This window comes from Bacillus sp. SH7-1, assembly GCF_008042405.1.
Classification (GTDB): Bacteria; Bacillota; Bacilli; order Bacillales; family Bacillaceae_G; genus Bacillus_A; species Bacillus_A thuringiensis_N.
Window position 1 is genome coordinate 59397 of sequence record NZ_QNUD01000023.1, and the last position, 20148, is coordinate 79544.

Sequence of the window (20148 nt, forward strand, 5' to 3'; positions counted from 1 at the left end):
ATGGCAAAAGAAATTACTTTAATTAAAAAGAAAGTTGTAACAGAGAAAGAACAGAAACAGCAAGTAGCAGATGAACTTCTAAATGAGCTATCTAATAATCGTGAAGCAGTAGAAGAAACAATGCAGCTGTTAGCACAGTTGCAAAAGGCTGGTATATTAGATGCGGCGATTAGTTTACTTGCTGCGAAGGAAGATGTTTCAAAAATCGCTGTGGAGCAATTAAATCGTGAACCAGTTAAAAATGCACTCAATAATATGATGGGAGCAGGGGAAGCGCTATCCTCAGTTGACCCAGAAGTAACGAAGCAAATTACATCGAGTTTAGTCACTGGATTACAATTTGCAACAGATGAATTAAATAGTGGTAAAAAAACAAAAGTGATGGATTTCTTTAAAGTGTTAAAAGATCCAGATATCAATAGAGCCATTACATTCGGTTTTAGCTTCTTGAAAGCATTTGGACAAGGGTTAGAGAAAAAATAGAGTAGATGAAAAAAGTGATGGGGAGTAACCATCACTTTTTTCATTGTATGTATAAGAGTGTTCATGTTAAGCGGAATATATTATTATTAAAAAGATGGATTAGAAATGGAAATGTGGAATCCATCTCAAATATCGTTTTAGAATGTGGAGGAATATATGCAACACCGTAAAAGACTATCTATACCAGGAGTAATTGGACATTCCTTTCAAACAGTTAGATTTGCTTTTTGGAATGTATTAACCTTTCAACTTGCTTATAAATTATTAGCAGCGATTGTATTTGTCCCGCTATTTGGGATCATTTTTAATAAGTTATTGTATTTTGGTGGTTATGCAAATGCGACGAATGATGAATTATTAGCGTTTTTAAAGACGCCATATGGCATATTGGCAATCGTAATTTTATCATTGTTAGCATTGTTTCTTATCTTTACGGAATTTGCGGTGCTTATTATTATTTCGTACTTTGCTCATAAAAGGCAAAAGGTGAGATTACGTCCGATTTTGTATAAAACAGTAACGTATTTACCTTCCCTTTTTACATATTGCTTACCAGGATTTGTTTTGTACGCAGTTGTGTTATTACCACTATTAAGTACGGGGTATAAATCTGCATTGATTCCTGAGATTCAAATTCCTAATTTTATTACAGGTGAACTATTTAAGACAACGATGGGTCAAGTTGGATATTATGCTTTCTTTGCTGTAGTTGCCTATTTAAATCTTCGTTGGATCTTTGTTTTACCTATCATTGTTTTAGAGGAAAAGCCGTTCCGCACCGCAGCACGAAAAAGTGCAAACTTAGTAAAAGAAAGCTTTTTTAAAGTATTATTCTTTTTAGTAGGTTTTTTCATATCTGTAGGAATTGTTTTTCTTTTATTTATGGGAATTTATTTACTTTGTCTGTGGGGAATATATGAATTTACAAACCCAGCAGGGACATTTGCATTATTAGCGGAATCAACAATGTCTGTGTTTTTAACGAGTACATTGTATTTATTTAGCTTTATCGTGACACCCTTTTATATTATGGCAATTACGCGATTGTATTTACAAAAGGTTCCAGTTGAAGATGTTTTATTAGAAGAAGGATTAGATTATTCGAAAACGAAAGCAGATAAATGTTTCTTCCAAAAACATCGTTGGAAATTTATTGGCGTATATATTGTAGGAATTATTACTGCGGGAATGGTTGTTGCATTCATTGTGACCTTTATTACAAACACGTATAAAGAACCAATTATTATGGCGCACCGCGGGTATATATCAAAAGGAGTAGAAAATACGAAAGAAGCCATTCAAGGTGCTATTGATGCAAAAGCAGACTACGCTGAAATTGATGTACTGCAAACAAAAGACGGTGAATTAGCAGTTATACATGATTTGAAGTTAAAACGTCTTGCTAATGCTAATGTTCATGTGTCAGATTTAACGATGGATGAGTTAAGGCAGCTTACTCTTAGTCAAGATGGGTTTTCAGGACAAATAAGTACACTTGATGAGATCATTAAGTTGGCAAAGGGAAAAATCAAACTCAATATTGAAGTGAAGCTTCATGGGGGCGAAAAAGATTTCGTAAACAAAGTATTAAAAGCAATTAAAGATAATGAATTTGAGAAACAATGTATCATTCAAACGTTACACTATCCGCTTATTAAAGAGTTTAAGCGTGCAAATCCAGATATAAAAGTAGGATATATATTGTATGCGAGTAGAGCTAACTTAAAAAATGTGAAGGCGGATTTTTATGTAGCAGAAGAATACATGCTAAATAAGAAATTAGTAAAAGAAGCAAGGAAGTTAAACAAGCCAATTTACGTATGGACGGTAAATGATATGGAAAGCTTACAGGGATATTATAAATTAAACGTAGATGGTATCATTACCGACTATCCTGAAGATGCACGTGAAACAATTAAGATGTTAAAAGAGCAAGAGGCGGAAGAAAGTGATCTGATTGATAAAATTACTGAAACAACAGATGATTTATTTTCCAAGTTATTTATAAGTTATCCAGCTGCTAGCTAAATGCTAGCAGCTGTTTTTTTTATGAAAAGAATATATCCCTAAAGTATTGTGTAAATTAATAACTGTATATGTATACGTCATCATTAGGGTTTCTTACATTGTTACATTATTGTCAAATAATAAATAGTCGATACTTATTTTGGAAGAGTATAATAAAAATAGAGTGATAGATAGTGGAATGAAACGAGAACCCTAATAGAATCAATGTTTTATATATTTACACTATTCTAAATATATAAACTTTAAAAAAATGGTATGTTAGCGTTTTCATAACTTTTAAGTTATGCTAGAATAAGGACATAAGTTATTAATTATTACAAAAAGAAAAAAGACTTTCTTTTTTCTGTTAATTATAAGGGGGCATTTCATTATGCGTATTGGGGTACCAGCAGAAATTAAAAACAACGAAAACCGTGTGGCAATGACACCAGCAGGTGTTGTACATTTAATTCGTAACAATCACGAAGTATTCATTCAAAAGGGTGCAGGTTTAGGATCTGGTTTCACAGATGCTCAGTATGTTGAAGCGGGAGCGAAAATTGTTGATACAGCTGAAGAAGCTTGGAACATGGAAATGGTTATGAAAGTTAAGGAACCAATTGAAAGCGAATACAAACACTTCAGCGAAGGTTTAATCTTATTCACATATTTACATTTAGCTCCAGAACCAGAATTAACAAAAGCATTAATCGAAAAGAAAGTTGTTTCTATTGCATATGAAACAGTACAATTAGAAAACCGTTCTCTACCATTACTTGCACCTATGAGTGAAGTAGCTGGTCGTATGGCTGCACAAATTGGTGCACAATTCCTTGAGAAAAACAAAGGCGGTAAAGGTATCTTACTTGCAGGTGTTCCAGGGGTTAAACGTGGTAAAGTAACAATCATCGGTGGTGGACAAGCTGGTACAAATGCTGCTAAAATTGCAGTTGGACTAGGTGCGGATGTAACAATCATCGACTTAAGTGCAGAACGTCTTCGTCAATTAGATGACATTTTCGGAAACCAAGTAAAAACTTTAATGTCTAATCCTTACAATATTGCAGAAGCTGTAAAAGAGTCTGATCTTGTAATCGGTGCAGTATTAATCCCAGGTGCAAAAGCGCCAAAACTTGTAACAGAAGAAATGATTCAATCAATGGAACCAGGTTCTGTTGTTGTAGATATCGCGATTGACCAAGGTGGTATTTTCGAAACAACTGACCGTATTACAACTCATGATAACCCAACTTACGAAAAACACGGCGTTGTTCATTATGCAGTTGCAAACATGCCAGGTGCGGTTCCACGTACATCAACTCTTGCATTAACAAACGTAACAGTACCATATGCAGTACAAATTGCTAACAAAGGCTACAAAGAAGCTTGCCTAGGCAACGCTGCATTACTAAAAGGTATTAACACATTAGATGGCTATGTAACATTCGAAGCAGTTGCAGAAGCTCACGGTGTAGAGTACAAAGGTGCTAAAGAATTACTAGAAGCAGAAACAGTATCTTGCTAATAAAAGCATTATACAAAACAAAATCGAACAATATATAAAACAACATGATAAGAGCTAAGAGATAATACCTCTTAGCTCTTCTTGGTAAAAGGGGGCATTCATCGTGGCCAACCTATTTAAAAAGAAATCCGTTACGCAATTGTTAGGGGAAAGTAAAAGTAAAACTTTAACGAAAACGCTAGGGGCATTTGACCTAACAATGCTAGGGATTGGTGCGATAATTGGTACAGGAGTTCTAGTATTAACTGGATTAGTAGCCGCAAGAGATGCTGGTCCAGCAGTTATTTTTTCATTCATGATTGCAGCAATTGTTTGTGGATTTGCAGCTTTATGTTATGCAGAAGTTGCATCTACACTTCCTGTTTCAGGTAGTGTGTACACATATTCGTATGCAACAATTGGTGAGTTTGTTGCCCATTTAATGGGATGGACATTGTTATCCGTATATGTCGTAACGACTGCCGCAGTAGCTGGTGGATGGACGGGTTATTTCCATAACTTAGTGAGTGGATTGGGACTTGAAATTCCAAAAGCATTGCTAACGATTCCAGCACAAGGTGGTATGGTAAACTTACCAGCAGTTATTGTTACGTTGGTGATAACTTGGTTATTATCACGAGGTACGAAAGAAAGTAAACGTGTGAATAACATAATGGTATTAATTAAAATTGGTATTGTTGTTTTATTCATTGCAGTTGGTGTATTCTACGTGAAACCAGAAAACTGGATACCATTTGCACCTTACGGTTTAAGTGGAGTGTTCGCCGGAGGAGCAGCAGTATTCTTTGCTTTCTTAGGATTTGATGCATTAGCAACTTCTGCTGAAGAAGTAAAAAATCCGCAACGTGATTTGCCGATTGGTATTATTGCTTCGCTAGTTATTTGTACAGTCATTTATGTTGTAGTTTGTCTTGTTATGACAGGTATGGTTTCTTATAAGGAATTAGATGTACCAGAAGCTATGGCATATGTACTAGAGGTTGTAGGACAAGATAAAGTAGCAGGTGTAATTGCTATTGGAGCTGTAATCGGTATTATGGCTGTAATTTTCGCTTACATTTATGCAACAACTCGTGTATTCTTCGCAATGAGCCGTGATGGGTTATTGCCAAAATCTTTCGCGAAAATTAACAAGAAGACTGAAGCACCAACATTTTCAGTTTGGTTAACAGGAATTGGTAGTGCTTTAATTGCTGGATTTATCGATTTAAAAGAATTGTCGAATTTAGCGAATATTGGAGCGTTATTAACATTCGCTATGGTGGGTGTAACTGTTATCATTCTTCGTAAAACGCATCCGAAATTACAACGTGGATTTATGGTACCACTTGTACCGATCTTACCGATTATTTCAATTGCGTGTTGTCTATTCTTAATGGTAAATTTACCGTTAACAACATGGATATACTTCGGTATTTGGTTAGCAATTGGAGTAGTTGTATACTTTGTATATTCGAAAAAGCATAGTCATTTAAAAGACGATGGAAGTTCGCAGGATAATTTAGAACAAGCTAATTAAAAGCTTAATTAAAAGGGATATAAGTATAGTAAGCCTTGTGCGTCTAGGGAACGCGCAAGGCTTTTTCTTTTGTGCAAAGTGGACATCCTTTTTTGTATGAGAATGTAATTGATGTAGAAAATATGTGTAGCTCTTTTTTAAATGTGAACGAAATGTTCAAAAAAATGTATTAGATTTCATTGACACATATGAATGGACGCTCATATAATAAAGGTATAAGATATATGAATGATTGTTCATATGTTCAAATAAAGAGGTGAGCTATAATGGCTGGAAATAAAGTAGAAACACCACAAGAGACATGTTCTCAAACGATAATTCATGAAGAAGTTGTAGAGCAAGTAAAACAAACAATTCCAACTGATGAAAGTTTAAGTAAAGTAGCAGAACTATTTAAAGTATTAGGTGATCGTACACGTACGAGAATATTACATGCGTTATTTGAAGCTGAAATGTGCGTTTGTGATTTAGCTTATTTATTAGGAATGACACAATCATCTATTTCGCATCAGCTTCGTGTGTTAAAGCAAGCGAAACTTGTGAAGAATCGTAAAGAAGGAAAGGTTGTTTATTATTCGTTAGCTGACCAGCACGTAATTCATATCTTCGAGCAAGCGTTTGAACACGTAAACGAAGAAGAATAAAAAGAACGCGAGGAGGGAGAACGATGGCTGAAGCATTAGTGAAAAAGAAACTGATGTTAGAAGGTTTAGATTGTGCGAATTGTGCAATGAAAATTGAAAAAGGTGTTGGGAATATAGAAGGAGTGAATTCTTGCTCTGTAAACTTCGCAACAAAGACAATGATCTTAGAAACAGCACAAAATAAAGAAAACGAAGTTGTTACGGAAGCAAAACAACTCGTTACAAAATTAGAACCGCATATTAAAGTGCAAGAAGAACAAAAAAATAAAATTGCTAAAGAAGTATTTATATTAGAAGGTTTAGATTGCGCGAACTGTGCAATGAAAATTGAAAATAAAGTGAAGGAAATGCCAGCTGTCTCAGAAGCAACTGTTGATTTCGTATCGAAGAAACTACGAGTAGAAGTTGCGAATAAAAGAGAACTAGAAGCGACTGTAGCAAATATAACAAATGTCGTTCAAAAGTTAGAGCCAGATGTGAAAGTTGTTCGTGAAGAGAAGAACGGTCATGACCACGGACATAGTCACGATCATGGTGAAGCAAACGTGAAAAAGATGGTAGGGAGATTAGTGGTCGGCGGAATTTTGACAGCAATTGCTGCATTAGCGGGCTTACCACAAATGGTAACAATTCCGTTATTCGTCCTTGCTTATTTATTAATAGGTGGAGATATCGTTTGGAGAGCGGTAAGAAACATAACTCGTGGCCAAGTATTTGATGAAAACTTCTTAATGGCAATTGCAACTGTAGGAGCTTTTGCAATTCAGCAATATTCAGAAGCTGTAGCAGTAATGCTATTTTATCAAGTAGGAGAACTATTCCAAAGTATTGCGGTAAATCGTTCTCGAAAATCAATCACTTCATTAATGGATATTCGTCCTGATTATGCGAATGTAAAGGTTGGAAATGAAACGAAACAAGTATCACCAGAAGATGTACAAATTGGCGATTATATTATCGTTAAGCCAGGTGAGAAAGTACCGTTAGATGGAAAAGTAATTGAAGGAACATCAATGGTAGATACTTCAGCATTAACTGGTGAATCTGTACCACGTGAAGTTGAAGTTGGAAATGATGTATTAAGTGGCTTTGTGAACCAAAACGGTGTATTAACAATTGAAGTTACAAAAGAATTCGGTGAATCGACTGTATCAAAAATTTTAGATTTAGTTCAAAATGCAAGCAGTAAAAAAGCACCAACGGAAAACTTTATTACGAAGTTTGCACGTTACTATACTCCAGTTGTAGTTATTACAGCGGCGATCATGGCGTTTATTCCACCACTTATTTTAGAAGGAGCTACATTCTCTGAGTGGATTTATAGAGCTTTAGTGTTCTTAGTAATCTCTTGTCCATGTGCGTTAGTTGTATCTATTCCTCTTGGATTCTTTGGAGGTATTGGTGGTGCATCTAAAAGTGGTGTGTTAGTAAAAGGAAGTAACTATTTAGAAGCTTTAAATGATGTAAAATATATTGTTTTTGACAAAACAGGAACATTAACAAAAGGTGTTTTTAAAGTTACAAAAATGGAACCGAGCGAAGGTACTACAAGTGAAGAGTTATTAGAGTATGCGGCATTTGCTGAAGTATATTCTAACCATCCGATTGCCCAATCTATTCGAAAGGCATATGGAAAATCAATTGATGAAAAAATAATCGATGATTATAACGAAATTTCTGGTCACGGTACAGTCGTAAAAGTACAAGGAAAAGAAATTTTTGCAGGTAATGCAAAATTAATGAGAAAAGAAAATATTGAATTTAAACAACCAGAAACAGTAGGGACATTAGTTCACGTTGCTGTAGATGGAAAATATGCAGGTTATATTGTTATCTCTGATGAGGTAAAAGAGGATTCGAAACAAGCGATTCAAAAGTTAAAAGAACTAGGTATTAAAAAGACAGTAATGTTAACTGGTGATGCAAAACCAGTTGGTGAAGCTGTCGGTAAAGAGTTAGGCTTAGATGAAGTTCATGCGGAATTACTACCGCAACAAAAAGTAGAAGAGATTGAAAAAATTGATGCAGCGAAGCACGGAAAAGAAAAAATTGCCTTCGTTGGTGATGGTATTAACGATACACCAGTATTAGCCCGTGCAGACGTTGGTATTGCGATGGGTGGTTTAGGATCAGATGCAGCAATTGAAGCGGCAGACATCGTTATTATGACTGATGAGCCTTCAAAAATTGCGACAGCTGTAAAAATTGCAAAACGCACAAGAAGTATAGTTTGGCAAAATATCATCTTTGCCTTAGGTGTAAAAGGGATTGTTTTATTACTTGGTGCTTTCGGTATTGCAACAATGTGGGAAGCAGTTTTCTCAGATGTTGGTGTGACACTACTGGCAGTATTAAATGCAATGCGTGTACTAAGAGTGAAAGATTTATAAAGTGAAACTTTAATCAGTGGGGGGCTTCATCCCCCACTGATTATTAGTTGAACCAATCGGGCTTTTACGGGCAGTTGATTCCCCATCTAACGTCCTTGCTTTCGCTGAATTTTGAGGTGGGGGTCTTACTGCCCGTTAATGCGGGATAAAAAAGAGGACGCAACCTGCGTCCTCTTTTTTAGGTTATTCTGTTGAAATTGACTCAATAAAATAATAACAAATATTATTTTATAAATAACTTAATATTTAAATTTACAAATAAAAAATATTTGTCTTATTATTTTAATATATTTTTCGCAAAGATATATAGCATTGAAAAAACAGAGAAGGAGGAGCTTCTCTGTTTTATTTTTGTATATTTTTTTCAACTTGTTCTCGAACAGTTTGAATGTAATTCATTTTATGATCCCAACATTCTTGACTTAAATCGACAGGGTACTCTTCGGGATTTAAAGTTCGCATATATTCTTCCCAAAATAGTGCGAGACTCTGTTCATTATATTTTTGAATATCTAATATGCCAGGTAATTCATATGTTCTTTCACCGTTAACAAAAATATCTTTATGCAGTTCGCGTGCTTCAAAGTTTGTTACAAATTTACTTATATATGTGTGAACAGGATGAAACATTTTTAAACGTTCCTCTTTTCCTGGCTCTTCAGAATCTAATGCAATATAATCGCCTTCTGCATGATCGTTCACTCGATTGATAATGCGATAAATACGCTTAAGTCCTGGAGTGGTAATTTTTTCAGGGTTAGATGAAATTTTAATTGTATCATTTAATTTTCCATCAGTATCTTCAATCGCAACTAGTTTATAAACAGCCCCTAACGCTGGTTGCTCAAAGGACGTAATTAATTTTGTTCCAACGCCCCATACATCAATTTTTGCTCCTTGAGATTTCAAGTGCATAATTGTGTATTCATCTAAATCGCTAGAAGCAATAATTTTTGTATTTGTAAACCCAGCTTCATCTAGTAGTTTTCTTGCTTTTTTAGATAAATAAGCCATATCCCCACTATCAAGGCGAATTCCGTAAAAATCGATACGCTCTCCAAACTCCTTCGCAACGCGAATTGCATTTGGAACACCAGATTTCAAAGTGTCGTATGTATCGACAAGAAACACACACTTTTTATGTGTCTCAGCATATTTTTTGAAAGCAACATATTCATCGCGATATGCTTGAACGAAAGAGTGAGCATGTGTACCGGCTACAGGTATTCCGAAGCGTTTCCCAGCTCGTACGTTGCTTGTAGATGAAAAACCACCAATAAATGCAGCGCGTGTGCCCCAAAGAGCGGCATCGAACTCATGGGCACGTCTTGTACCAAACTCTAAAAGTTCATCATTATTTGCAGCGTGCTTCATACGAGCCGCTTTTGTTGCAATTAATGTTTGGTAATTCACAATGTTTAACAGGGCAGTTTCAATAATTTGTGCTTCGCCGAGTGGTGCATCAACACGTAATAAAGGCTCGTTATTAAATACAACTTCACCTTCTTGCATACTTCGAACTGTCCCAGTGAATTTCATATTTTGTAAATAATGAAGAAATTCTTCTTCAAATTGTAACTCTGCTAAATAAGCGATATCGCTTTCGGTAAAGCTGAAGTTTTCTATGTACTCCACAATTTTTTCAAGACCAGCAAAAACAGCGTAACCGTTCTCAAATGGAAGTTTTCGAAAGTATAAATCAAACACCGAGCGGCGATTATGAATACCATCTTTCCAATATGTATAAGCCATATTAATTTGATATAAATCTGTATGTAAGGCATAGCTATCGTCTTTATAATAAGTCATCGCGAAAACACCTCCATAATTTGGTTATAGTATACCAATTTTTCACCGCTCGTAGCAAAGAATGGATATGGAAGTAGAGTCAAGAGGGAAAAAAATGAAATAATGCATATTTTTTAGAAAATTAACATTTATCAATTTATATTTCTCAAGATTTTATGTATTATTAGAGTAATGGGGGTAATGAGAATGGAGGAGGACAATGCAACAAACATTAGAAAAAATAGGCAAACAAGTCTTTTACAAACGGCTACAGCAAAAAATGACACAAGAAGAATTATGTCAGGGCATTTGTTCTGTCTCATACTTAAGTAAAATCGAAAATGGAAAGATCGAAGCATCAGAAGAAATTCTACAATTGCTCTGCGCAAGATTAGAAATTGCCGTGACGGATTTGAGGGATGTAGAGGAAGATGTGAAGGGGAAGCTGGAGGATTGGCATAAAGCTATCGTCCATTTAGAAAGAGAACGAATTGAGCAAATATATGCTGATTTACAAGAAGAAATTGAGCAAGTAACTGATTTTGAAATTATGAATTATTATGAGCTATTATATGTACGTTATCTTATGATTAAGCGTGATATTGATAACGGAGCGGAAAGATTAAATAAATTAAAAAAAGGGTATAAGAAATTATCTCAGTTTCAAAAAATGTTATTCACATATAATGTTGCGTTATTGAATTGTTTACAAAACAAATGGAAGATAGGATTAGAGAGTTTAATTGAAACGGAAAAAATGGCGAAAGGGCTAAATTATCATGAGAATGGTATTTATTATAATTTAGCATTAGCATATAGTCATTTAGAAAATCCGTATAAAGCTCTGCATTTTGCTAACATTGCAATAGAGGGATTCCGTAATGAGTATAAATTCCGTAATGTGATAAACTGTCAATTTATTATAGCGATTTGTTTTGTAAGGCAAGGACAGTACAAAGAGGCTTTGGATATGTATAATAGCATTTTACGTGAAGCGAGTTCATTTTCTGAAAATGAGGCAATTATGAGTATCGCATTAAGTAATATTGCAGAAGTCTACGGTAACCAACAACAATACGAAAAGGCTAAGGAGTTTTATTTGAAAAGTTTGCAATATCATCAACATGAAGATGATAATTACTTAGATACTTTATATCATACAGCATTACAGTGTATTCACTTAAAACAAATGGATGAGGCGAACCAGTGGATAGAAAAAGGTATTTCTATTGCTCAACGACAAGAAAAGTATAAAAGGGCATTATATTTATTAATTATTTTACAATATAAATATTTCCGTACATCGGATGAATATAAGAAATTTCTAGAATTAGAGGCTATACCGTTTTTTAAAAGTGAAGGTAATTTAGTCTATTTGAAGCAAGTGTATTTAGAAATTGCGAATTATTTCGAAGGGATCCGTAATTTCGAAGAGAGTAGTCGTTATTATAAAGAAACTATTTCGTTACTAGAAAAAGGGGAGGAGAAATAATATGAAAAAAGTGATGTTTTTAGGACTTGTTATTGGAGTTGTGTTTTTGACACAGTTTATTGAACAATATTCGTCAAGACCAGATGTTTTAACGCAAGGAACACAAGTAGTTGAAACAATTGAATCGTAATAAAAAACCCCTTTCCAATCGGAAAGGGGTTTTTCAATATTTGTTCCCCAAAATTCTACAATACTTGAGAAAATAATTAATTGAATTTTTAGTATATTAATAGTGAAAACATAATGCTAATATGAAACTACTCTTTTTCAAAAAAAATTATTAGGGGGAAGGTTCATGAAAAAGAAAAGTTTAGCGTTAGTGTTAGCGACAGGAATGGCAGTTACAACGTTTGGAGGGGCAGGATCTGCATTTGCGGATTCAAAAAATGTGCTCTCTACGAAGAAGTACAATGAGACGGTACAGTCACCTGAGTTTATTTCTGGTGATCTAACTGGAGCAACTGGTAAGAAAGCAGAATCTGTTGTGTTTGATTACTTAAACGCAGCAAAAGGTGATTATAAGTTAGGGGAAAAGAGTGCGCAAGATTCTTTCAAAGTGAAACAAGTGAAGAAAGATGCTGTAACTGATTCAACAGTATTACGTTTGCAACAAGTATATGAAGGAGTACCTGTATGGGGTTCTACGCAAGTAGCTCACGTAAGTAAAGATGGTTCTTTAAAAGTATTGTCTGGAACAGTTGCGCCTGATTTAGACAAAAAGGACAAGTTGAAAAATAAAAATAAGATTGAAGGCGCAAAAGCAATTGAAATTGCGCAAAAAGATTTAGGTGTTACACCTAAATATGAGGTAGAACCAAAAGCGGACTTATATGTATATCAAAACGGTGAGGAAACAACATATGCATACGTTGTAAATCTAAACTTCTTAGAGCCAAGTCCAGGAAACTACTACTATTTCATTGAAGCAGACAGCGGTAAAGTCTTAAATAAATATAATAAACTTGATCATGTAGCAAATGAAGATAAGTCACCAGTTAAGCAAGAAGCTCCTAAACAAGAAGCAAAGGCGGTTGTAAAGCCTGTTACAGGAACAAATAAAGTAGGAACGGGTAAAGGTGTATTAGGAGATACGAAGTCGCTTAATACAACGTTATCTGGCTCATCTTACTACTTACAAGATAATACGCGCGGAGCAACGATTTTCACATATGATGCGAAAAATCGTACTACGTTGCCAGGAACTTTATGGGTAGATGCAGATAATGTTTTCAATGCAGCGTATGATGCAGCGGCAGTAGATGCTCATTACTATGCAGGTAAAACATATGATTATTATAAAGCTACTTTTAATAGAAATTCTATTAACGATGCAGGAGCACCATTAAAATCAACAGTTCATTACGGAAGTAAGTATAATAATGCATTCTGGAACGGCTCACAAATGGTATACGGAGATGGTGATGGTGTAACGTTCACTTCATTATCTGGTGGTATTGATGTAATTGGACACGAATTAACGCATGCTGTTACGGAAAATAGCTCGGATCTAATTTATCAAAATGAATCAGGGGCGCTAAATGAAGCAATTTCTGATATCTTTGGTACTTTAGTAGAATACTATGATAATCGTAATCCGGATTGGGAAATTGGTGAAGATATTTACACGCCTGGTAAAGCAGGAGATGCACTTCGCTCTATGAGTGATCCAGCGAAATATGGTGACCCAGACCATTATTCTAAGCGTTACACTGGTACTAGTGATAACGGTGGGGTTCATACGAACAGTGGTATTATTAACAAACAAGCTTATTTATTAGCAAATGGCGGTACACATTCTGGTGTAACTGTAACTGGTATTGGTAAAGATAAGTTAGGTGCAATTTATTACCGTGCAAACACACAATATTTCACGCAATCTACTACATTTAGCCAAGCTCGTGCTGGTGCAGTACAAGCCGCAGCTGATTTATATGGTGCGACTTCTGCGGAAGTAGCAGCAGTTAAGCAATCGTTTAGTGCGGTTGGTATAAACTAAGAGGATTTAAGAGAGTATTATTAATAAAATACCTCAAAAATAAAGAAGGAGCCTATGCTCCTTCTTTATTTTTTTCTCCATTTTTTCCACAAATAAAACAATCCAATAGCGCCTGCAATTGTTACAATCCACTTCGCTTCATTTGTTCCGTTCATAACATGATAGGCAGAATATACTTCGATTAGCAAAGCCGGTATTTTACCTATTGTACTGGCAATACTGAAGGATAGTAGTGACATTTTGCCTAGAGCTGCAAATAAAGTCACGATACTGGATGGAATGAAAGGAATGAACCGGAACGATAGGACGAGTAGAAAAGCCTCTTTGCCTTGTACATAAAGAAGACGCTCTACCTTTGGGTACTTATTTACTTTATCGTGAGTGAACTTTTGAAGGCCTATACGATAAATATAAAACGAGATAATAGCCCCTAATGCCTCACCTGCGATCGAAATAATGGTTCCGTTTGTTACACCAAAGAGCTGGATGTTAATAGCAGTCAAAAAAATACTAGGGATAACACCTAAAAGGCTAATAACGATGTTAATTAAAATGCTAAGTGGAATTGCAATTGAATAATAGTCTGTTAAGAAGTTTTGAATTGTTTCAGCCATTGTTTAAAATCCTTTATCTTTTTTTGCATTACACCATATTTCCATTGTGTAGGCAAGTGGGAATTTACATAATGTAGAAAAACGTTGATAAAACACCATTAATATACCTTATGAGGGTATTAGGTATATGAAATCTGGGGTATATTTAATTTGTTTAAAAATAACCAAGTAAACCCTGTTTTTAAAGGGTTTACTTGGTTATTTTAGCGATGGTTTAATTCGGGAAATAATTTGAAAAACATGGGGGTATATTTATAGAAAGGGTGAAAATAGTGATTTAATGAAACTAGAGTGGTAATATAGCAAAATAGATGAGAAATTTAAAAAATGTATATGTTTTTTCGGAGTGAAATTGACTTTTAGTGAAGTTGCGATAATAATCATGAAAGAGGTGATATGATGAAACGAATAAGTAGTCTTTTCTTGAGTAGTTTATTGGCATTAATGCTGATCCTAAGTGGATGTGCAGGAAAAGAACAAAAAACAGAGAAACAAACAGGGAATCAATCGACATCAGTAGAAAAAATTAGTGATAATATTTTAGATGAAATGGAAGGGCCGCCTAAAAATGGTCATACGATTGAAAGACATGTAGGAAAATCAGAAGAGGATTTAAAGAATCGCTTGAAGACAGATAAAGTATCAGCGGCAAGTACATACTATGATAAGGAAACAGCGACGAAAGCTGTAAAAGATAGTTTGAAGCAGCATGATAAGGAAATTCAAGATTGGTTAAAAAATTCTAAAGAGGCTCGTCTCGTATTAAATACAACGCATTCATTCCCGGTTGGAAAAACGGTAATAAAGAAAAATATGAATGTAAAAGACAAGTTAGTAAAAACTGTTACTGTTTTAGCGAGAGATAAGTCAGGAGATTTAGGGTATAAGATCATTACTTCTTATCCATCTGATAAATAAGAAGGGGGAGTAAATATGTATACGACATTACAATATTTTCTCAAATCTTACTGTACGTTAAGTATCCATGAAGATGAAATAGTAGGCGTGATGGAAGAATTTATAGAGCAAGAAGATGAAGAAATTGTTTTGAAATTACGCGATGAATTATTATATATGAAGAAAAAGGATGCTTGGGAAGAAGCGTGCGTATTAGCTGCAAAGCAAGGAAATCGTATGTGGTCTTTAGAAGAAACGAAAGACCATCTTGCAACCTTTTTAGTATTATTGCAACAAAAAAAGGCGTGAGTAGATCACGCCTTTTTTGTTGGTTTAATAGTACATCATTGTGTTGGAGCGCTTTTATATACGCTTTTTGAAATTTGTCCATTAGATACTACTTCACCGTTTTGTGTTACTTTTTTATACGTAACTGCTGTTATTTTATCACCAGTCCTACTAACTACTTGAGAAGAAACTTCAACATTTTTACCAGTATTTGTACCGAAAATACGTGTAGTAATACTACCTCCATTTGAAAATGCTTGAATATAAATATGATTGCCTGTATTGTTTTTAAATTTTAAATCTGGACCATAATCTGCTACTGCTGCATCTTGCCCCAGTGGTAAATAATTTACAGGCATAGAATGATTGCTTCGAGAAACAATACCTAAATCTGCCCTTAAAGCGGCGCTATATAAAGTACTACTAACTTGGCAAACGCCTCCGCCAGCACTTTGTATAACCTTACCTTGTGAATATACAGCTGCGGATTTATAGCCATGTGCAGCATCCGTTACGCCAACGCGGCCATTAAAACTAAATGTTTCATCAGGTGCGACAATAACTCCACTTAAAGTATTAGCTGACTTATTTACGTTAAAGGATTGATTCCCATTACGACCAGCCATTGGAGTCGAATATTCAGCGATTACTTCTTTTATGCCCATTTTCTGTATATCTTCTGTAGAACGTTCAGGCTTTAATAGTGTAACTGGTAATGTAACATCCGATGTGCCAGAAGTAATGGCTTGTTTCGTTAAATCAGTTAATTTTCCTTTATCAATTTTTTCTCCATTTTGGCTTTGGCTAATATTTACTGTAGAGCCTTCAATACTTAACTCTGCATTAACAGGATTTTTTAATGTTTCATTATATTTATCTTTTATAAAGCTTTCATAAGTAGTTGTATTTAATTGAGGTGTTAATTTATAGTCACGTTTTAATTCACCGTTTTCAGCCTGCTTTCGCATTTTGTAACGATTCAATGCGTTTCCTTCTTGTTCTTTAAAGATCTTATCGATAATATCATTTTCTTGATAATTTATCCCTAAATCTTTCCATGTGTAAGTTTGTTTATCATTTTGGAATATGTAAGTAAGAGATTTTTGATCTAATTCAGTTATCTTTTGATTAATAATTGTTTGAATATCTTTTTTATTTTTTCCATCGAGAGAAATACCTTCAAATGTAGTATTTGGTAATGCAGTAGTATTTAATTGATTATTTAGTTTGGATACATATTGATATCCACTAACACCACCTACACAAAGTAATATGCCCCCAGCAATTGCAGAACCGATCAGTATTTTACTTAGCTTCATTTATTTCCCCCCAGAAATTTTTGTATAAATATATGTATTACATTTTTTGTATAAAAATGCTGAAAATAACATTATGTACGTACTAGTATACTATTATTTTCACTATGTGTGTAATGTTTTTATAAAAAATGTTACACTGCTGTAATAATTGTCTCTTTTTGTCACAATATGCATGAAAAATATGTTGAAAATTATAATAAAAAGGCTGTCTAGAAAAATCTAGCAGCCTTTTTATTATAATTTTTTATGTTGATTTTTATTCGTAACACCGAGATGTTCTTGAAGTGTTGTCGATATATTATTGACGCTTTTTTCGTTCGGAACGTAATAATAAATACCGTCTATATATTTATCAGTACCTTCTACTTGCAATTTGTCCATTTTTAAATCTGAACCCATTGAATTCTTGGCAATTGTCATCATATCATCAAAAGTTAAATTTGTTTTTAAATCTTTATCAACAGCGTCTAATAGACCACCGATTTTATTAATGGAATTAAGCGATAATGCCTTTTCGGCAATAGCTTCTAAAACAAGCTGTTGTCGTTGACCGCGCATATAATCACTATCGATATGACGAGTTCTCGCTAGTGCTAGTGCTTCTTCTCCATTTAAATGTTGACGTCCTTTTTTTAGATGAATAGCATCTGCTTCATCTTTACTATTTTGTTCTGTGAACTCCACTGGAACATCTACAGTAATACCACCAAGAGAATCAACAATTTTGATAAAGGATTTAAAGTTGAATTTTACATAGTAATCAACTGGAACGTCTAAAAAATTCTCAACTGTATCAATCGTGCTGTCTACACCACCGAATACGTGCGCATGTGTAATTTTATCGTATTTATCACGTGATTTAATATAGACACGTGAGTCACGTGGAATACTGACAAGTTTAACAGATTTATCGTTTTTATTAATTGTTGCAAGTAATAGTGCATCTGTACGAGTTGCTTTCCCATAATTCTTGTCCCTAATATCACTTTCATCAACACCCATAATAAGTACGGAAATGTTGTCAGTCATAGGTTTAACGGCTTTTTCACGTTTGCTGGATTTATCTCCGCGACCAAGTTCAGAATAGGCATTACTTAAAATTGATTTTGCTTTACTGTATATATGGAAGGAGTAACCTCCTGTCCCAAGTGCTATAATCAGTAATGGAATAAGAAGGAACCAAAGTAGACGTTTTTTCTTTGAGCGTCCTTTTTTGGATCGAGTATCTTTGTTCATGTCGGATTTCATCATTTTTTCTCCTTTAAAACTATCAAAGTGTATACATTTAGAAGCGGATTCAAACACATAAAAATTATTGTACGCTAAATAAAAGTGATTGTACATGTATAAAAAATAGATGTCTTGATTATTTATAAGACACCTATTCGTTATTGTATACAAAAGATAGGGATAAGAAAATGATAAAATTTTACCTAATTACAACATAATGCTTACGATAATTGCAGATAAAATGCTAACGAGAGTAGCTCCATATAGTAATTTAAGGCCAAATCGGGCAACAACGTTTCCTTGTTCTTCGTTTAACCCTTTTACCGCACCTGAAATAATGCCGATAGAAGAAAAATTGGCAAAAGACACGAGGAAAACAGAAATAATACCAACTGTACGGGGAGAAAGGCTATTAGAAATTTTACCAAGGTCCATCATTGCTACAAATTCATTCGTTACAAGCTTCGTTGCCATAATGCTACCAGCCGCGACAATTTCAGAACTTGGTACACCGATAAGGAATGCAATAGGTGCAAATACGTAGCCGATTAATTGCTGGAAAGTAATGCCGAATATAATGAGGAATAGGTCATTAACGCAGCTAATTAATGCGACGAATCCGATAAGCATAGCGCCGACAACGATGGCTACGCGGAAGCCATCTAGAATATATTCTCCAAGCATTTCAAAAAAGCTTTGTTTTTCGCCTTTAATCTCTAAAATATCTTCGTCATCTTTAACGTCGTAAGGGTTAATGATGAGTACGATAATAAAACCACTAAATAAATTGAGAACGAGTGCGGTTACTACATATTTAGGTTCAATCATTGACATATAGGCACCGACGATAGACATAGATACGGTTGACATGGCAGATGCGCAAAGTGTATAAAGACGGTGTTTTGGGATTTGAGCTAATTGTTTTTTTACCGTAATAAAAACTTCTGATTGGCCGACAATGGCAGACGCGATAGCGTTATAAGATTCTAACTTCCCAAGACCATTTATTTTGCTAAGGAAGTAACCGATCCAATGAATAAAAAATGGTAGTATTTTGAAATGTTGTAGTATACCAATTAAGACGGAAATGAAGACGATTGGTAATAAAACAGTAAGGAAAAATGACATTTCACCTTTATTCGCAAGACCGCCAAATACAAAGTTTATACCATCAGCAGCATACTCGAGTAACTTTGTGAACAGATTGGAAATGACTCGAATAAGTATGAGACCGATTTCTGTATTTAATAATAAATAGGTTAAAATCAACTGGATAATAAGCATGATGAAAATTGGTTTGAATTTAATATGTTTCTTATTGTTACTAGCGATATAAGCAAGGAAAAAAACAACGATAAGTCCCACGAAAAAAGTAATAAATTTCATAGTAAGCCCCCTAAAAGAGATATTCTGCTATATGTGTTTTTCATTTCAAGGGAGAATATGCATCTTTGGTAAAGAAAGGAATAGAGAGTATGAATATAAGTAGAGTGCATCACGTTGCAATTATTTGTTCGAATTATAAAGTGTCAAAGGATTTTTATACTAGGATATTAGGTTTTAAAGTGATAAATGAAGTATATAGAAAGGAACGAGATTCTTATAAGTTAGATTTATGTGTAGGACAAGAGTATCAAATTGAATTATTTTCATTTCCAAGCCCGCCTAATCGCCCAAGTTTTCCAGAAGCGGCTGGACTTAGACATTTAGCATTTGCTGTTACAAATATAGGAGAGGCTGTACAACATTTAAGTCAATGTGGTGTTGAAACTGAGGCAATACGTATTGATGAGATAACCGGAAAAAAATTCGTCTTTTTCCAAGACCCCGACGGTCTACCTCTAGAATTGTATGAGGTTTGAAATTGGTGAATTTTATATAGGGTTGCTTTTGAGTAAATGAAGAAACTAAAGTGAAACTTCTTTTTTAAAGGAGGTGTAACTTTAGCTAAGAAGG

General features: G+C 34.5%; 17 protein-coding genes. 12 read left to right on the forward strand and 5 right to left on the reverse strand.

The window, feature by feature from the left end:
* From DN390_RS19130 to DN390_RS19155, 6 genes are all read left to right on the forward strand, one after another.
* Positions 1-483, forward strand: coding sequence for a helical membrane plugin domain-containing protein (locus DN390_RS19130; RefSeq protein ID WP_147808123.1), 483 nt, complete (start codon positions 1-3; stop codon positions 481-483).
* Between the two features lie 156 nt (positions 484-639).
* Positions 640-2511, forward strand: coding sequence for a glycerophosphoryl diester phosphodiesterase membrane domain-containing protein (locus DN390_RS19135; protein WP_060629493.1), 1872 nt, complete (start codon positions 640-642; stop codon positions 2509-2511).
* Positions 2512-2881: 370 nt separating this feature from the next.
* A complete protein-coding gene (gene ald / locus DN390_RS19140) occupies positions 2882-4015 on the forward strand; it encodes an alanine dehydrogenase (RefSeq protein WP_060629494.1) in 1134 nt (377 codons plus the stop codon).
* A 103-nt stretch (positions 4016-4118) separates the two neighbouring features.
* Complete coding sequence (locus DN390_RS19145) at positions 4119-5534, forward strand: amino acid permease (RefSeq protein ID WP_147808124.1); 1416 nt, start codon at positions 4119-4121, stop codon at positions 5532-5534.
* Positions 5535-5800: 266 nt separating this feature from the next.
* Positions 5801-6178, forward strand: a complete 378-nt coding sequence (locus DN390_RS19150; RefSeq protein ID WP_000918378.1) for an ArsR/SmtB family transcription factor — start codon at positions 5801-5803, stop codon at positions 6176-6178.
* A gap of 23 nt (positions 6179-6201) precedes the next feature.
* Entirely contained in the window at positions 6202-8568 is a 2367-nt protein-coding gene (locus DN390_RS19155) for a heavy metal translocating P-type ATPase (protein WP_063535619.1), read from the forward strand.
* A 345-nt stretch (positions 8569-8913) separates the two neighbouring features.
* On the opposite strand, the gene DN390_RS19160 is transcribed toward DN390_RS19155, so the two are convergent.
* Positions 8914-10377, reverse strand: coding sequence for a nicotinate phosphoribosyltransferase (locus tag DN390_RS19160; protein WP_147808125.1), 1464 nt, complete (start codon positions 10375-10377; stop codon positions 8914-8916).
* 199 nt (positions 10378-10576) lie between these two features.
* Here DN390_RS19160 and DN390_RS19165 point away from each other — a divergent pair, with 199 nt between their 5' ends.
* The 3 genes from DN390_RS19165 (at position 10577) to DN390_RS19175 (ending at position 13844) form a co-directional block, all read left to right on the forward strand.
* Entirely contained in the window at positions 10577-11848 is a 1272-nt protein-coding gene (locus DN390_RS19165) for a tetratricopeptide repeat protein (RefSeq protein ID WP_147808126.1), read from the forward strand.
* A gap of 1 nt (position 11849) precedes the next feature.
* On the forward strand, positions 11850-11978 hold the full coding sequence (locus tag DN390_RS19170) for an NprX family peptide pheromone (protein WP_141439183.1): 129 nt from the start codon (positions 11850-11852) through the stop codon (positions 11976-11978).
* Between the two features lie 165 nt (positions 11979-12143).
* A complete protein-coding gene (locus DN390_RS19175; RefSeq protein ID WP_097950517.1) occupies positions 12144-13844 on the forward strand; it encodes a M4 family metallopeptidase in 1701 nt (566 codons plus the stop codon).
* A gap of 65 nt (positions 13845-13909) precedes the next feature.
* On the opposite strand, the gene DN390_RS19180 is transcribed toward DN390_RS19175, so the two are convergent.
* Positions 13910-14458 carry a TVP38/TMEM64 family protein gene (locus tag DN390_RS19180; protein WP_060629499.1) on the reverse strand — a complete coding sequence of 183 codons (549 nt, stop codon included), beginning with the start codon at positions 14456-14458 and terminating at the stop codon, positions 13910-13912.
* A 399-nt stretch (positions 14459-14857) separates the two neighbouring features.
* Here DN390_RS19180 and DN390_RS19185 point away from each other — a divergent pair, with 399 nt between their 5' ends.
* Together DN390_RS19185 and DN390_RS19190 are read left to right on the forward strand one after the other, a co-directional pair.
* Positions 14858-15376, forward strand: a complete 519-nt coding sequence (locus tag DN390_RS19185) for an RNase A-like domain-containing lipoprotein (RefSeq protein ID WP_000822712.1) — start codon at positions 14858-14860, stop codon at positions 15374-15376.
* A gap of 15 nt (positions 15377-15391) precedes the next feature.
* Positions 15392-15664, forward strand: a complete 273-nt coding sequence (locus DN390_RS19190) for a hypothetical protein (RefSeq protein WP_098296686.1) — start codon at positions 15392-15394, stop codon at positions 15662-15664.
* 35 nt (positions 15665-15699) lie between these two features.
* Here DN390_RS19190 and DN390_RS19195 read toward each other — a convergent pair whose 3' ends face one another.
* The 3 genes from DN390_RS19195 to DN390_RS19205 all read right to left on the reverse strand — a co-directional run bounded on the left by DN390_RS19195 (position 15700) and on the right by DN390_RS19205 (position 19578).
* Entirely contained in the window at positions 15700-16962 is a 1263-nt protein-coding gene (locus DN390_RS19195) for a VanW family protein (protein WP_147808127.1), read from the reverse strand.
* A gap of 234 nt (positions 16963-17196) precedes the next feature.
* On the reverse strand, positions 17197-18213 hold the full coding sequence (locus tag DN390_RS19200) for an LCP family protein (protein ID WP_147808128.1): 1017 nt from the start codon (positions 18211-18213) through the stop codon (positions 17197-17199).
* 186 nt (positions 18214-18399) lie between these two features.
* The gene (locus tag DN390_RS19205; RefSeq protein ID WP_147808129.1) at positions 18400-19578 is read right to left on the reverse strand and encodes a NupC/NupG family nucleoside CNT transporter; all 1179 of its coding nucleotides are present in this window, start codon (positions 19576-19578) and stop codon (positions 18400-18402) included.
* Positions 19579-19667: 89 nt separating this feature from the next.
* Here DN390_RS19205 and gloA2 point away from each other — a divergent pair, with 89 nt between their 5' ends.
* Positions 19668-20054, forward strand: coding sequence for an SMU1112c/YaeR family gloxylase I-like metalloprotein (gene gloA2 / locus DN390_RS19210; RefSeq protein ID WP_097950524.1), 387 nt, complete (start codon positions 19668-19670; stop codon positions 20052-20054).
* The last annotated feature ends 94 nt before the right edge of the window (positions 20055-20148 follow it).

Bases quoted from the DNA above. Each gene is read 5' to 3' on its own strand.
- DN390_RS19205 (WP_147808129.1), bottom strand. From the start codon at position 19,578: ATGAAATTTATTACTTTTTTCGTGGGACTTATCGTTGTTTTTTTCCTT.
- DN390_RS19180 (WP_060629499.1), bottom strand. From the start codon at position 14,458: ATGGCTGAAACAATTCAAAACTTCTTAACAGACTATTATTCAATTGCA.
- DN390_RS19165 (WP_147808126.1), top strand. From the start codon at position 10,577: ATGCAACAAACATTAGAAAAAATAGGCAAACAAGTCTTTTACAAACGG.
- gloA2 (WP_097950524.1), top strand. From the start codon at position 19,668: ATGAATATAAGTAGAGTGCATCACGTTGCAATTATTTGTTCGAATTAT.
- DN390_RS19190 (WP_098296686.1), top strand. From the start codon at position 15,392: ATGTATACGACATTACAATATTTTCTCAAATCTTACTGTACGTTAAGT.
- DN390_RS19160 (WP_147808125.1), bottom strand. From the start codon at position 10,377: ATGACTTATTATAAAGACGATAGCTATGCCTTACATACAGATTTATAT.
- DN390_RS19185 (WP_000822712.1), top strand. From the start codon at position 14,858: ATGAAACGAATAAGTAGTCTTTTCTTGAGTAGTTTATTGGCATTAATG.
- ald (WP_060629494.1), top strand. From the start codon at position 2,882: ATGCGTATTGGGGTACCAGCAGAAATTAAAAACAACGAAAACCGTGTG.
- DN390_RS19135 (WP_060629493.1), top strand. From the start codon at position 640: ATGCAACACCGTAAAAGACTATCTATACCAGGAGTAATTGGACATTCC.
- DN390_RS19200 (WP_147808128.1), bottom strand. From the start codon at position 18,213: ATGATGAAATCCGACATGAACAAAGATACTCGATCCAAAAAAGGACGC.
- DN390_RS19170 (WP_141439183.1), top strand. From the start codon at position 11,850: ATGAAAAAAGTGATGTTTTTAGGACTTGTTATTGGAGTTGTGTTTTTG.
- DN390_RS19150 (WP_000918378.1), top strand. From the start codon at position 5,801: ATGGCTGGAAATAAAGTAGAAACACCACAAGAGACATGTTCTCAAACG.
- DN390_RS19175 (WP_097950517.1), top strand. From the start codon at position 12,144: ATGAAAAAGAAAAGTTTAGCGTTAGTGTTAGCGACAGGAATGGCAGTT.
- DN390_RS19130 (WP_147808123.1), top strand. From the start codon at position 1: ATGGCAAAAGAAATTACTTTAATTAAAAAGAAAGTTGTAACAGAGAAA.
- DN390_RS19195 (WP_147808127.1), bottom strand. From the start codon at position 16,962: ATGAAGCTAAGTAAAATACTGATCGGTTCTGCAATTGCTGGGGGCATA.
- DN390_RS19155 (WP_063535619.1), top strand. From the start codon at position 6,202: ATGGCTGAAGCATTAGTGAAAAAGAAACTGATGTTAGAAGGTTTAGAT.